Raw genomic sequence first — 14,199 nt, forward strand, 5'->3', positions numbered from 1 at the left:
TATCTATTTATTTTTCAGAAGCATCTTCTGATTTTTTATTCTTATCTTCAATTAAATCACCAGCATTCAAGGTTTTTGAAACCATATTATATGGTCCTGTAATGATTTTATCATCTTTACTTAAACCCGAAATAATTTCGATATTAGTATCATCTTGAATTCCAGTTTTAACAACTCTTAGTTTTGCTTTTCCGTTTACATTCACAAAAACACACTCAAACTTCACCTCTTCTTTCCCTGAATTATCATCAACTATATTAGATTTTTCACCATAATTTTTCTTAGTAGAACTTGTATCTGTTTTAATCACAATAGCACTAATAGGTACAGAAATAGCATCCTTTCGCGTTTTTGTAATCACATCTACAGTGGCAGTCATTCCTGGTCTAAATGGTGAGTATGTTTCAGGTTTACCTTCTGTTAAATCTTTATATGACTCTTCAATGATTCTAACTTTTACTTTGAAGTTTGTAACCTGATCTGCGGCTAAATCTCCTGCAGCAGAATTAGCAATCTCGGTAACTATTCCTTTAAATTCTTTCTTTAAGTAAGCATCTACTTCAACAATTGTAGAATCACCTATATTCACTTTTACAATGTCATTTTCATTAACATCGACTTCAACTTCCATATTATTTAAGTTGGCTACTCTTAAAATTTCGGTTCCTGCCATTTGTTGCGTACCAACAACACGTTCACCTAACTCTACATTTAAAAGTGAAATTGTACCACTCATTGGTGCATAAATCGTAGTTCTGTTTAAGTTGTCTTTTGCTTCATTTACTGTAGCTGCTGCACTCTGTACACTATAGTAAGCTGAGCTTTTCCCTGCCACAGATGTTTCATAAGCGGCAATAGAACGGTCCCAATCTGCTTTAGAAATTACACCTTTATTAAAAAGTGTTTTGTTTCTTTCGTAATCTGCTTTTGCTTGTTTCAAGTTCGCTTCTGCTTGTTCTAAACCTGCTCTTACGTTTTGATACGACGCTTGAGAACGACTTACTGCAGATTGAATTAAATCTGGATTTACTCTTACCAACAGATCACCTTTTTTAACTTCTTGACCTTCTTTAAATGGTAATTCTAATATTTCACCAGAAACTTCTGAAGAAATCTTTACTTCTACTTCTGGTTGAATTTTACCCGTTGCAGATACAGTTTCTACAATATCTTGTAAGGTTACTTCTTTGACTGTAACTTCTTTAAAATTACCTTTTTTACCAAACCATCCCATTGATTTACCTGCGATTAATACAATCGAGGCCACAACGACAATTCCGATAACTATTTTTACTGTTTTGCTCATAATTAAAACTTTAATTCAGTTGCTGGTATACCAAAATATAACTCAAGAACTTTTAACTTAAAAATGTAATCGTATTTAGCACGATTTAATTGAATATTAGCATTATCAAATCTTTGTTTAGATTGGCTAAAGTCGAAAGCATTGGTTAAACCAACATCATAACGTTCTTTAGCATAATCATAAGCTAAGGCTTGAGATTCTAAGGACTTACTTGCTGCTTCAAAAGATTTTAATGCTCCTTTAGCATCTACATAAGCCTGATATACGGTAGACTCTAGAGTCAATTCCTCTTGTTCTAATTGAAATTTAGTACGTTCTAAGTTGATTTGATTTCGTTGTACATTTCCTTTAACCGAAAACCCATTAAATATAGGCACATTAAGACTTAAGCCATAACCAATACCGTCATTTAGATAAATTTGTTCATTAAACGGAATGTCGTTAGCATCTGTATAACGTGTATCATAGCCTAAAAAAGCTCTTAAAGTTGGCCAATAAGATCCTTTTGCAATTTGAACATCTTTTTCTGCTAAGGCAACATTCTGCTCCGCTATTTTAATCTCAGATCTATTTGCTTTTGCATTTTCAATAATTTCAGAAACGGACTTCGTAGAAATACCATCATCTACAATATCATAACCTTCATCTTCAATATCAAAATTTTCATAATCCTTAATTAACAACAATTGCGCTAAACTTATTAATGAAATCTGAATGGTATTTTCTGCATTTACAATATTCTGTTTCTCACTAGCATCTGTTGCTTGTATCTCTAATAAATCTCCCCTTGGCAAAGAACCTGCTTCTACTAATTGATTTGTTCGTTCTATTTGTTCTTGAGTTACTGCATTTTGAGATTGCAAAACTTCAAGATTAGCTTTATTTAAAATTACTGTAATGTATCCATTGGCTACAAATAATGAAATATCATCTTTCATTTTAGACAACCTATAATCTGCCGCTAGTTTTGAAATTTCGGCACGTTGGACTTGTCTAATATTCTGCAATCCATCAAATAAATTGTAACCTAGACTTATATTTCCTGATGAAGAAAGGAATGTTGTAGTTGATGAGTTTCCTGTAGTAGGATCAAAATTTAAACCTGTATTCTTAGAAACACTACCTCCAATGTTTACTGATGGCAAAAATTGACCTATAGCAGTTAATTTTTCTATATCTGTGGTTTTTACGTCTAGCTCACTCTGCTTTACCGAAATATTATTTTCTAAAGCATACTCTACACATTCTTTAAGCGTCCATTTTTTATTTTGGGCTTGTGCAAAAACTCCAAAAAGAAGTAATGTTATAAGGATTGATTTTTTCATGATGTCTATTTGTCTCAATAAATCGTTATGTGTTACACTAATTTATAATTAATTATTCCTATCAAAATCTAAAACCTCTCGAAATTAGTTAAAATCGTAATTTCATTTAATTCTGAAATTCTGTATTTCACATTGACAAAGATAGCATTACAAGACTCTAATTGAACCTAATACATAAAAGAAACTATTCTGATTTATTTGGTCCACTAAATTTTTTGTAAATAATAAAACCAATAACAGCCACTAAAATATAAGGTATCGCCATTAAGAAAACGATGCCGTCATTAATACCTTCTGCCGCAGATTGATCTTCGCCACTTTCTAATACAGCTCTACACATAGCACATTGGGCATTAGTCTTTAAAAAGAATAAAACCGAAAACACTAAAAAAATAATCTTGCGTTTCATAAATATCTACTAATTATACATAATAAGGTGAAATCATTATATAAACGATAACTCCTGTAACGGCAACATATAACCACATTGGAAATGTAATTTTGGCTATTTTTCTATGACGTTCTATATTATTTGATATGGCTCTTACATATGTAATTAATACAAAAGGTATAATGATTACAGACAACATTATATGAGTAATTAAAATGATATAATAGATGTATTTTATAGCTCCTTCACCTCCAAACTTAGTTGAATCACTAGTCATGTGATAAGCCACATAAAGCACCAAAAATATAACAGAGCTCCAAACAGCAGTGGTCATTAGACTTTCATGAAGTACTATTCTTTTGTTTTTTATTGCAACAAAAGCCGCAATTAAAACTAGTGCAGTAAACCCGTTGATCGTAGCATAAATTGGAGGTAATATGTTTAATGGCTCTACATCGAAACCTAATTCTTTAAGGTTAACACCGAACAATGCAGCAACTGCAATAGGAATAACTATGGATAGAATAACAATCCACTTATTATATTTCTTTTCTTTTTCTAAATCAATTGAATTCATTAGGCCAACATTTTAATTCTGAATGGTAAAGCTACAATTTCTATTCCTTTAATAACTTAGCAATATCTTCTTTTAAAATCGTTATTTCTTGAGGAATCCCATCTTCATCAACTCCTACGGCTTCCTCGATTAGTCCATTGTAGAAAATTTTAGGGTTTCCAAAATCATCTTGTCTAGATCTAATATAACCTTCTTTATCTATTAATGCAAAGTTTCCAGAATGTTCAAATCCACCTTCTACACTATCATCCTTAGCAGTATATAAATTAAACCCTTCATTTGCTAATTTATAAATTGCTGTTTCATCTCCTGTCATTAGGTGCCAATTAGGGTTTGAAATACCATACTTATCTGCATAAGCTTTTAAAACTTCAGGAGTATCAATGTCTGGAGAAATGGTAAATGAAGCAACACCAAAATTATCAAAGCTTTGAAATTGATTCTGAACCTCTACTAAGTTTCTATTCATAATAGGACAAATGGTTGGACATGTGGTAAAGAAAAACTCTACTACATAGACTTTACCTATATAATCTTCATTGGTAATTGTCTTACCCTCTTGGTTTGTAAAACTAAAGGCTGGTACTTTTTTCGATTCACCGTTGATTTCTAGATAAACCAAGTCAGTTTTTGAAGGCTTATTAGCGTTTTCTTCGGAATTAGACGTGGAAACATCTTGACTGCGACTTTCGTCTCTTATAATGTCTCCCTCGCTAACGCGATCTATGATTTTAGGAACAAATATAATTCCGAAAATTAAAATTATGAATGTAATACCGACGTAAGAATAGTTTGTTTTATTACTCATTATCTTTCAATATTTCTTTATTTCTTCTCGTATTAGAATCGTCAAATTTACCTTGTCGCTTTTCTCGGTATTCTGTAAACAGAATTCTAACATCATCACTCATCATGTTTTTAATCTCTGCAACTTCAATCATGTTATAGGAATATACACTAAAAGCAGCTTTATTATCTTCTACCTGTTTCTCATCCCTTCCATCAAGTCTACCACGTTGACTTAAGTCTTTATCAATAATAAACACGTTGTTAGAAGATAAGTTTGGATCTAATCGTTCTTTAGACTTAAGGGTATTGTATAACATTTTTATTTCACCTTCAGTTGCGAATGCATAATCCCAGTACTTTAAATCTTCATAGGTATTAATCTCCTTTTTAAGCGTTTTAATATCTTCTTCAGTACCATTAGGAACAACGATTATAATTTGAAAGTTCTTAAACCCCTTAAATTTATCGTACACTAACTCTTTAAGATTAGATACTGCAATCATTTTATCCAAAGGATTTTTCCCTAAAAAGCCTAGAACTGTAATTTGATCTTTTAAGGCAATACTATCGCCTCTATCTGAAGTAAAATTAGATATATCTGAGATATTGGTGTTTACGATATCTAACGGATCGTAATTATGCTTTGCAGGATAAAGCATTAATAAAAAAGCAACAGGCAAAAAGAATAATATACCTAGAACTATATAGCGTTTAACTTTTACTATTTCCATCTTTTGAGAACTGAAGCTCTTATTTAGTGGGATAAATTACTACTAACCTGAGTTAGGTTAGTAATTATGCAAAAATAAAAAAGGTGGTTTAGAAAAACCACCTTTTAATTGTATTTAACACTTCGATTTAACTTAGTGTAAGCATTTAATAAGATGCTATAAAACTTTTAAAAATCTCTCTTTATCAAGGCATCTTCACCATTATATACTCCAAAGACATAACCACCTTCTTGTAATAAGATAAACATTATATAGCAGATTAAGAACACAGACGTCCATACCACCATTTTTCTCATACTTCCTTGCTCATCTCTCATGTGCATAAAATCCCATGTGATATAATATGCTTTAACTAAAGTTAGTAAAATGAATAGTAAGTTTAAAGGTTTCATGTAAACTATAGGTGAAAACAAAATATTACCTAAAGTTGCAAAGAATCCTCCTTCAAATGGATCCATCCACATATCCATAAGGATACTTGGCTTATAGATACCTAAAACGACCTCTATAATTGTTATAAATGTAAGGAAAGCTAAAACTCCCCAAATTTTCTGAATGTTAGATTTAAATTTCCAACGTCCTCTAAATATTTCTAATTTATGTTCGTGTGCCATAATTTACTCTTAATTTCATGTGAATCTACATATTGATATTATAGGACACATGTTGTTCGCTAATAACTATATATTCTCGTTTCTTATTATACTAAATAGAAGAATGTGAATACGAATACCCATACAAGATCGACAAAGTGCCAGTATAACCCAACTTTTTCTACCATCTCATAACTTCCACGACGCTCATAGGTTCCAAGAATAACATTAAAGAAAATAATAATGTTAATCACAACACCTGAAAATACGTGAAATCCATGAAATCCTGTGATAAAGAAAAAGAAATCAGCAAATAAAGATGGACCATATTCATTTACATGAAGATTAGCACCTTTTACTACCAGCTTTCCGTTTTCTTTTATTTGCTTCAGCGATTCTGCTCTAGATAAAATGGTTTTATGACCATTCTCATCAATGATTTGGTTTCTTACTAAAACATTTTCATTTGCAGCCAAACCAGCATATATTTCATTTACTGAGTATGGAGGTAATGATTCACCACCAACAAACCAAAGTCCATTTTTACGCTCATGATCAACACGATCACTTTTTTGTTCGATAGCAATATCATCAATTGAGACACGCTTAAACTCTGCGACACCATCAACAGTAACATACTCTCCAAACTGCAGAATGTTACCTCCTTTTGTTTGCACAGCACCATAGTCTCCTTGAATAAATGTTGCCCATTCCCAAGCCTGAGATCCAACGAATATAGCACCACCAATAACGGTTAAGAACATATACAACGTTACTTTCGCTTTATTCATATGGTGACCAGCATCTACTGCTAACACCATTGTTACTGACGACATAATAAGTACAAACGTCATAAATGCCACATAGATCATTGGCAATTCTTGACCATGTAAAAACGGTACGTGAGTAAACACTTCATCAGCAATTGGCCATTCGTTTACAAACTTAAACCTTGAAAAACCATAAGCTGCCAAGAAGCCTGAAAATGTTAATGCATCAGATACGATGAAAAACCACATCATCAGTTTACCGTAACTTGCTTTAAGAGGTCTATTGCCTCCACCCCAAGTTTTTTCTTCTGTACCAGTACTAGCTACTGTAGAATCCATAGAATTAGTTTAATTTTTAAGATTGGACAAAAATAATCAAATTATATATCTAAAAAAATATAAAAACAAAAAGAGCACAAGCCAAAGCATATCTACGAAATGCCAAAAATTCGCTGCTAGTTCAAAACCCAACATATTGTTGGAGTTATACTTTTGTTTAAAATGATTATAAATTACAACAATCAAACATATTAGGCCAGCAATGACGTGTGCTATGTGCAATACTGCTATGACATAAATGTAAGACATCGTTATATTACTCGTTGGTCCTGTAAAATAATAACCCGTTGCAATAATTTGACTAAAACCAGCAAACTGACTGTAAACGAACGCAATACCTAAACCTAACGTTACTAACAACCAAACAGATACCATCTGCATTTTGTTGTGTTGCAATGCTTTTTTAGCTAATATAAAAGTAAGACTACTTAATAAGATTAATACGAGACTTATTAAGAATGCGCTAGGCAGTTCAAAATCAATTAACCAATCTTCGTTTAACCGTTGCTTACTGCTCACTATAAACGCACTAATTAAGCCAGCAAAGGACATTATTAAAGATCCAATACCAAACCAAAGCATCATCTTTTTAGATCTTGCTTTTTTAACTTGCTGTGTTCCTTCTGTTAAATCCATCTATCTTAAAAATTTATCTGCAACATATATAATTTGCAATAATGTAATATAAAACACACTCGATAACATAAGTTGTTTCGCGGCCTTTATAGAGCGTTCCTTAAATAATCTTAATGCGTAAAACACCATTACTAAACCAAGTATAAAAACTAATACAGCACCAACAATAGACAATTTTAAATCGCCCGTAAACCCAAATACAGGTATTATGGATACTAATGTTGTCCATACACTATACATAATAATTTGCACTGCAGTTCCTTTATCGGGCTTCCCTGTTGGCAACATGTGGAATCCTCCTTTTGTATAATCTTCGTGTAAAAACCAACCTATAGACCAAAAATGTGGAAACTGCCAAAAAAACTGAATAGCAAACAACATTCCAGGCTCAATACCAAAACTATTACGAGCTGCAACCCATCCTAACATAAAAGGAATTGCACCTGGTAAAGCTCCTACAAAAACAGATAAAGACGTTTTTGTTTTTAAAGGTGTGTAAACACTTGTGTATAAAAATATAGAAATAGCACCATACATCGCCGTCTTAGGATTTATAATATATAGTGTAATTAATCCTAGAATTGTAAAGGTCGTCGCAATTATGAATGCTGTATTTACAGACATTCTGCCTGCAGGAATTGGCCTATTTTTGGTTCTATCCATGAGTGCGTCTAAATCGCGCTCAATAATTTGATTATATGCATTAGATGCTCCAACCATAAAATACCCTCCAAAAGCCAATAAAACAATAGTAACCAAGCTTATAGTCTCTGCACCAAGAAAATAACCAGCAATTGAAGAAAACACAACACTAAGGGATAAACCCATTTTTGTGATTTCTTTAAAATCTGTTACCAAACTAGCTGTTGATATTGAGGATTTTGTACTATTCAAACTATACTATCTTTATTCTTTTTAAAGCGACTGCAAAGATAGATTGAAAATTAATTCTGACCAATGTAAAAGCTTATTATATCGCATATAAGAATTGAGCTACACTATTTATACAAAACTCAGGATATTTAAAGATGAAAACAAAAGCTAAAGAAAAAAAAAGAAACATTTATTCTGATAAATTCATTTCAATTGATTTAACTGTAACTTTAATGTAAGTTTATATCTTTATAAAAGACCAACCATTCTTAAAACACCGATATGAAAACGATAACAAAACTATCTATTCTAACTTTATTCCTTACATTAAACATCCAAGCCCAACGCTTTGATAAGGTTACCATAAAACCTACAAAACTAACGGAACGTGTTTACATGCTAGAAGGTGCTGGCGGAAATATTGGAGTCTCTGTTGGAGATGATGGTGTTTTTGTAATCGATGATCAGTTTGCTCCACTTTCTGAAAAGATTTTAACAGCAATAAAAACTATAAGTGATAAACCGCTTAAATATTTAGTAAACACGCACTACCATGGAGATCATTCTGGTGGTAATGAAAACATGGCTAAAGCTGGAGCTGTAATCATTGCTCATGATAATGTTAAGAAACGCTTAGTGGAAAAGGAATCTCCAAAAGAAGCCTTACCTGTAATTACTTTTAATGATCAATTAAACATCTCAATTAATAATGAAAGTATCGCAGTATTTCATGTTGCAAATGCACACACAGATGGTGATGCCTTACTTTATTTTACAGAAAGCAATGTATTGCATACAGGAGATACTTTTTTCAACGCACGTTATCCTTATATAGATTTAGATTCAGGTGGAAGTGTTAAAGGGTATATTGAAGCTGTAAAAAAAGGATTAATGCTTATTGATAGTGATACCAAAATTATTCCAGGACATGGAGAGCTAGCTAATAAAGAAGATTACAAAACGTTTTTAACAATGCTTGAAACACTTCAAAGTAATATTCAACAAGCCATTGATGCTGGAAAGTCAGAAGACGACGTTAAAATGGACACAAGCCTCACTAAAGTCTATGACGATTTAGATTATGGTACTGGATTTATTAATAGTAAAAAAATTAGAGTTACGTTTTACAACAGCTTAAAACTATAATAATTCTAAAAATCGTTATACCAATTAAATAAGTCTGTACGTAAACCTATACTAAACCAAAGTGTATTAGAATCTTGAGTTGATGCAGTGATAGCATCTGGGTTAAAATCTCTATATATAATATTTGTAAACACTTTTAAGTTAGTCGTTGGATTTAATACATAACCTGCTTGAATCTCTGTCATAAAACTATTTGTTTTATTTCCCTGACCTATCTCAATACCTGTATCTGCATTACGATCGTTATAATCCCTGTAAATATCTCCGCCATAAGAAAAGCTATCTTCATCAGTATTAAAATCAAAACCTCGCTTACCTACTATAAATTTAGCATCACCAAACCATCGTTTATAATTATACCTTCCAATTAACAATAATTCTTTGAAATTTGCTCCCCAAAGATGTGCCATTGGTTGATTGAAATTTGCATAGTTAAGAATTTGAGTGTTGTGCGAATACGTGTAAGGTCGCACCTGATTGTACTCTGCTTGGATTAGTAAATTATCAACATCAAAAGCATTAAAATACTTAACACCTAATTGATAGCCATATTTATTCTTCCAACTTTTATCACCCGCTTTCACATCACTTAAAGAGAATTCATCTAAAATAAATTGCCCATAAAGATTCACTTTATTGTTCCATTTGTATTTAGAAGAAAGGCCCAATATGGCATTACCAGCACCTTGACCAGTTTGAAATTCGATAGCTCTAAAAAATATAATTGGGTTTAAATAATTAACATCAAAACCTCTTCCGTTACTATCTGACCATACAACAGATTCAAAAAAACCAATATTCAAGCGTTTAGAAACATTCCAACTTAAATAATGATTGGCCATATATTTCGTTAAAAAGGCCTTGTCTTCAATTACTTCATCTCTAACATCCTTTAACCACATCCAAGTACTGGTATATTTAATCTTCCAGAACGTCGCATTTAATTTTAAGAATGGATAGGGGCTAGAAACATCACTTTGCAATAATGAACGGTAACCATCTCCTATAAAGTTTTTACCATGACCAAATTGAATATTTAAAAAATCTGCAGGTGTATAAGACAAATAGGCTTCCGCTACTGGATAATCATAAGAATTGTCTTTAAAACTTTTAGCAATACCACGACCTGGTATAATAGCTGGATCTGGTCCAAATGCTTTTAAACTTTCTGCAAACTGATTAAAATAGTCTGCAAAACGTCCTTGACTTTCATAAACCGAAGCTGTTAAATTAAAGCGTTTTCCTAAACCGGCTTGTATATTAATCCCTCGAGTATTATTCCACGTAGAACTGAAATCTGCTTCAGTATCCTTACCTACTTGCAAATCCAAAATTGGGTCTACAGTAAACCAATAGTCTTTACCTTGTACTTCTACTAAATGTTCATTAAATATTTTTTTACCTAACCAAGAACTTGTTTCTTTTGCTAAGCTTTCTTTTTCGGCCTTAATATCATAATACCTCGCTACATCACTATATACAAATGGTTTTGCTCCAGTATGGCTATTAGTCCCAATAGCATTCATTTCGTCATCGAAGCGTGCATAATACGAATGTGTAAAAGGAATATTAAGTTGGCTATTATATTCTAATTTATCGTAGGCTTTAATTTCTTTAGTAATATCATCGAACTCACTAGATAAAACAGCATTAATACTGTCTTTAACTATAATCTTATCTGGATCTATAGGCTCATTTACTTTTAAAACAGGCTCAACTAATGGTATTGCAATACTAATACTATATTGAACAAATGTTGGATTACCATTATAGGTTCCTGGTTGTATTTTAGGTAGTGAATCAAAAACACGTTTGCTTTCTTCTTTTAATTCTTCATAAATAGCATCTGTATAAATTGCTTTAAACTCACCTTCTTTATTTACTTCGAATAAGACTTTAATATCTCCTACGTAAGATTCATCTATAACAATTTGAGGTATTTTAAAGTTTTCATAAATAAAACTATTCAATGTAAAATTGAAACAAGACTTTAATTGATCTACAGCTACAGAATCACATTCTTTAAAAACTGGAGATTTCTCGTAAGTCAATACCGTTTGGGCATACCCAAAAGTGGTAGTTAATAGAATAGCAAATAGCACTATGCGCTTCATAAAGGACTAAATTTTAATGTGCGAAAGATACTTAATTTTTTTAGTAACCGAGATTAGAATTAGCGTATAAAAAAACCGTTACTATAAAAATAACGGTTAGTTTTTTTCTTTACAATTGAATTTAATTAGTTACTCACCTGATATGAAATTGGTAAAGTATAAATAACACCTACTGGCACATTACCTTGTATACCTGGTTTCATTTTAGGAATCTTATTAATCACTCGGTTTGCTTCTTTCTCTAAAGCAGGATGCGGACCTCTAATTTTCACATCAGACACATTACCCAATTTATCAATGGTAAACTGCGTATAAATTTTCTGTTTTCCAGAAATACCGTAGTTTGAACCTATATCTACATTGAATTTTTTTCCAATTAATTTTGTGATTTTATCAGACATACATTTTTTTCGATCCATATTAGTTGAGTATTTTTCGCAACCAGGATAAACAGGTACTTTTTCTACACTAATAAAATCTACGATTACAGGATCCTTTACCTTTTCAATATTTGGGATGTCACCGACTTTAAAAGGGACATCAATTTTAGATTTAGAATCTACAGGAACATCGACAACGGTTTGAATAACTGGGTCATCATCTTTTACAACCTTAAATACATCTTTTAAATCTACACTTGGCTTTGGTGTGGGCTGTTTAACCTTAACCTCTTCTACAACATAAGGAGGCACATAGTCTATTGTAAGTGTCTCTGCATAAGCAGTGTCTTCTACAAGTTTGAACTTTTGCTCTTGAAACTGCATTTCAAAAAGTGCATACGTACCCAATAAACAAAGAATCAAACCTATTTGGAAATAAAGGGTTGAGTTTTTTTGTAAATTTGCATCATGCTTTTGTGATTTCTTTACTTCAGTAGAGCTCTGACCAGCAATACCGAAGTCTTTGTTAGAATTCTTCATAATATTTATTATTTAAATGTTAATATTATGTCAAAGTCACAATAAGTATACCAAAACGAAAATCCCGCTCAATTAATTTTGAACGGGATTTTTATTATAAAAATAATTCTATAAATGTCTTAGTCTTGCACTTGAAACACAATAGGAATAGAGAATGGCATAACCACTGATTTTCCTCTTTGTTTACCTGGCTTCATTTTAGGAAGCTGACCGATAACACGTTTTGCTTCTTTCTCTAATCCTGGGTGAGGACCACGAGCTACAATACTAGTTATGTTACCTGTTTTATCTACTTTAAACTGAACAAAGATTCTCTTTTTGCCAGGAGGCAATCCTAAATCTCCAGCTAAGTCTGTATTAAACTTTTTACCGATAAATTTATTCACCTTTTCGTTCATACATGCTTTTTTAGCAGCATTCCCTTTTTTATTTTCACAACCAGGGAAAACAGCCACATTCTCAATAACAGAAAATGGAACTTCTAGATCTTCCTCTACTTCTACAACTTCTACTTCTTCAACTTCCACAATTTCTGTTTCCATTTCTGTTTCAGTCGATTCTATAACTGTTTCCTCTACTTCTACCTCATCTTCTACAACTTCAATTATTTCTGGAGCTGCTGGTGGTGGCGGTGGTGGTGGTGGCGGTGTAACAATTTGTTCTGTAACTGGCACTTCTTCATCTAGATCATCATCTAAATTTAGAGAGTCTGCAATGACATCGATTTTATCGTAAGTTTTGTAGTTAATTGCCATGTAAGTTATACCTAACATTAAGGCAAGACCAACAGCAAAGTACAGCGAACTGTTTCTACTTACGTCTGATTTCGGATTTTTTTTAGGTTCCATAGGATTCTTTTTTTTTACAACGTCGCTAATTTAACTAATTAATAGTAAAAAAAACAAGGCTTTAGGTTATTTTAATTCATATATATTTATTTGACGTGCAATTAACGTACCAAAAAGGGCACCTATACTATTTGCAATCAAATCATACGTATCATACGTTCTATTGGGATTAAAAAGGTATTGTAACAATTCTAATATAAAACCAAGAAAGGCAGCAGCAAAAAACACTTTAAAAGGAATGTCCTTTGTTTTAAAGGGTTTAAAATAAAAAGTCCACAATCCAGCTAAACCAAGATACGCAATAACATGATAAATTTTATCATCGAAAGACGAGCCTAAACTTGGCACGGCATTTAGAGTAATTAAACTGGCAACAATTAACGCTAATGTATACGCTATCGCGACAAGTAAAAACACTTTTTTAACCACTAATAAGTGCTTTATAAGCGTCTGCAGACAATAAGTTCTCTATTTGAGATTCGTCTGAGAATTTTAATTTAATCATCCAACCAGCTCCATAAGGGTCCGAATTTACATTTTCTGGTTCATCTTCTAAACCTTCATTAAATTCAATTATTTCACCTGATAGTGGTAAAAATAAATCTGAAACTGTTTTTACAGCTTCAACAGTACCAAAAACTTCATCTACTTCTAAGGTTTCATCTAAAGTTTCTACTTCTACATAAACAATATCACCAAGTTCTCCTTGAGCAAAATCGGTAATTCCGATAATTGCTACATCTCCTTCAATTTTTACCCACTCGTGGTCTTTGGTGTATTTTAATTCTGATGGTATATTCATTTTAATAAAATCTAATATTTAATTACAAATGTAATTTTT

At 32.0% G+C, this 14,199-nt stretch carries 16 protein-coding genes; 1 reads left to right on the plus strand and 15 read right to left on the minus strand.

What is annotated here, in order from left to right:
• Positions 1–7: 7 nt before the first annotated feature.
• The 10 genes from HM981_RS12565 to cyoE all read right to left on the minus strand — a co-directional run bounded on the left by HM981_RS12565 (position 8) and on the right by cyoE (position 8,351).
• Positions 8–1,306 carry an efflux RND transporter periplasmic adaptor subunit gene (locus HM981_RS12565; protein WP_179339161.1) on the minus strand — a complete coding sequence of 433 codons (1,299 nt, stop codon included), beginning with the start codon at positions 1,304–1,306 and terminating at the stop codon, positions 8–10.
• A gap of 2 nt (positions 1,307–1,308) precedes the next feature.
• Complete coding sequence (locus HM981_RS12570; RefSeq protein WP_179339162.1) at positions 1,309–2,631, minus strand: TolC family protein; 1,323 nt, start codon at positions 2,629–2,631, stop codon at positions 1,309–1,311.
• A 184-nt stretch (positions 2,632–2,815) separates the two neighbouring features.
• On the minus strand, positions 2,816–3,040 hold the full coding sequence (locus HM981_RS12575) for a hypothetical protein (protein ID WP_179339163.1): 225 nt from the start codon (positions 3,038–3,040) through the stop codon (positions 2,816–2,818).
• Positions 3,041–3,053: 13 nt separating this feature from the next.
• Positions 3,054–3,599, minus strand: coding sequence for a DUF420 domain-containing protein (locus tag HM981_RS12580; RefSeq protein WP_179339164.1), 546 nt, complete (start codon positions 3,597–3,599; stop codon positions 3,054–3,056).
• A 40-nt stretch (positions 3,600–3,639) separates the two neighbouring features.
• Positions 3,640–4,407 (minus strand): SCO family protein, encoded by a 768-nt coding sequence (locus tag HM981_RS12585; RefSeq protein ID WP_179339165.1) that lies wholly within the window; start codon positions 4,405–4,407, stop codon positions 3,640–3,642.
• Entirely contained in the window at positions 4,400–5,119 is a 720-nt protein-coding gene (locus HM981_RS12590; protein ID WP_179339166.1) for a hypothetical protein, read from the minus strand. The genes HM981_RS12585 and HM981_RS12590 overlap by 8 nt, the downstream gene beginning before the upstream one ends.
• A gap of 167 nt (positions 5,120–5,286) precedes the next feature.
• Positions 5,287–5,733, minus strand: a complete 447-nt coding sequence (locus tag HM981_RS12595; RefSeq protein WP_179339167.1) for a cytochrome C oxidase subunit IV family protein — start codon at positions 5,731–5,733, stop codon at positions 5,287–5,289.
• Between the two features lie 86 nt (positions 5,734–5,819).
• Positions 5,820–6,821, minus strand: a complete 1,002-nt coding sequence (locus HM981_RS12600; RefSeq protein WP_179339168.1) for a cytochrome c oxidase subunit 3 — start codon at positions 6,819–6,821, stop codon at positions 5,820–5,822.
• A 36-nt stretch (positions 6,822–6,857) separates the two neighbouring features.
• Entirely contained in the window at positions 6,858–7,457 is a 600-nt protein-coding gene (locus HM981_RS12605) for a cytochrome c oxidase subunit 3 (protein ID WP_179339169.1), read from the minus strand.
• Complete coding sequence (cyoE, locus tag HM981_RS12610; RefSeq protein WP_179339170.1) at positions 7,458–8,351, minus strand: heme o synthase; 894 nt, start codon at positions 8,349–8,351, stop codon at positions 7,458–7,460.
• A 261-nt stretch (positions 8,352–8,612) separates the two neighbouring features.
• On the opposite strand from cyoE, the gene HM981_RS12615 reads away from it, so the two are divergent.
• Positions 8,613–9,476 carry an MBL fold metallo-hydrolase gene (locus HM981_RS12615; protein ID WP_179339171.1) on the plus strand — a complete coding sequence of 288 codons (864 nt, stop codon included), beginning with the start codon at positions 8,613–8,615 and terminating at the stop codon, positions 9,474–9,476.
• Positions 9,477–9,481: 5 nt separating this feature from the next.
• Here the strand turns inward: HM981_RS12615 and HM981_RS12620 are convergent, their stop codons facing one another.
• The 5 genes from HM981_RS12620 to gcvH all read right to left on the minus strand — a co-directional run bounded on the left by HM981_RS12620 (position 9,482) and on the right by gcvH (position 14,160).
• Positions 9,482–11,590 (minus strand): gliding motility protein RemB, encoded by a 2,109-nt coding sequence (locus HM981_RS12620; RefSeq protein ID WP_179339172.1) that lies wholly within the window; start codon positions 11,588–11,590, stop codon positions 9,482–9,484.
• 125 nt (positions 11,591–11,715) lie between these two features.
• Entirely contained in the window at positions 11,716–12,510 is a 795-nt protein-coding gene (locus tag HM981_RS12625; RefSeq protein ID WP_179339173.1) for an energy transducer TonB, read from the minus strand.
• A 119-nt stretch (positions 12,511–12,629) separates the two neighbouring features.
• Positions 12,630–13,358, minus strand: a complete 729-nt coding sequence (locus tag HM981_RS12630; protein WP_179339174.1) for an energy transducer TonB — start codon at positions 13,356–13,358, stop codon at positions 12,630–12,632.
• A 66-nt stretch (positions 13,359–13,424) separates the two neighbouring features.
• Positions 13,425–13,775: a VanZ family protein gene (locus HM981_RS17540; RefSeq protein WP_179339175.1), complete on the minus strand. Its 351-nt coding sequence runs from the start codon at positions 13,773–13,775 to the stop codon at positions 13,425–13,427.
• Between the two features lie 4 nt (positions 13,776–13,779).
• Positions 13,780–14,160: a glycine cleavage system protein GcvH gene (gene gcvH, locus HM981_RS12640; RefSeq protein WP_179339176.1), complete on the minus strand. Its 381-nt coding sequence runs from the start codon at positions 14,158–14,160 to the stop codon at positions 13,780–13,782.
• Positions 14,161–14,199 lie beyond the last annotated feature (39 nt).

Origin of the sequence: Winogradskyella ludwigii (assembly GCF_013403985.1) — a bacterium.
In the GTDB taxonomy this organism is placed as follows: Bacteria; Bacteroidota; Bacteroidia; order Flavobacteriales; family Flavobacteriaceae; genus Winogradskyella; species Winogradskyella ludwigii.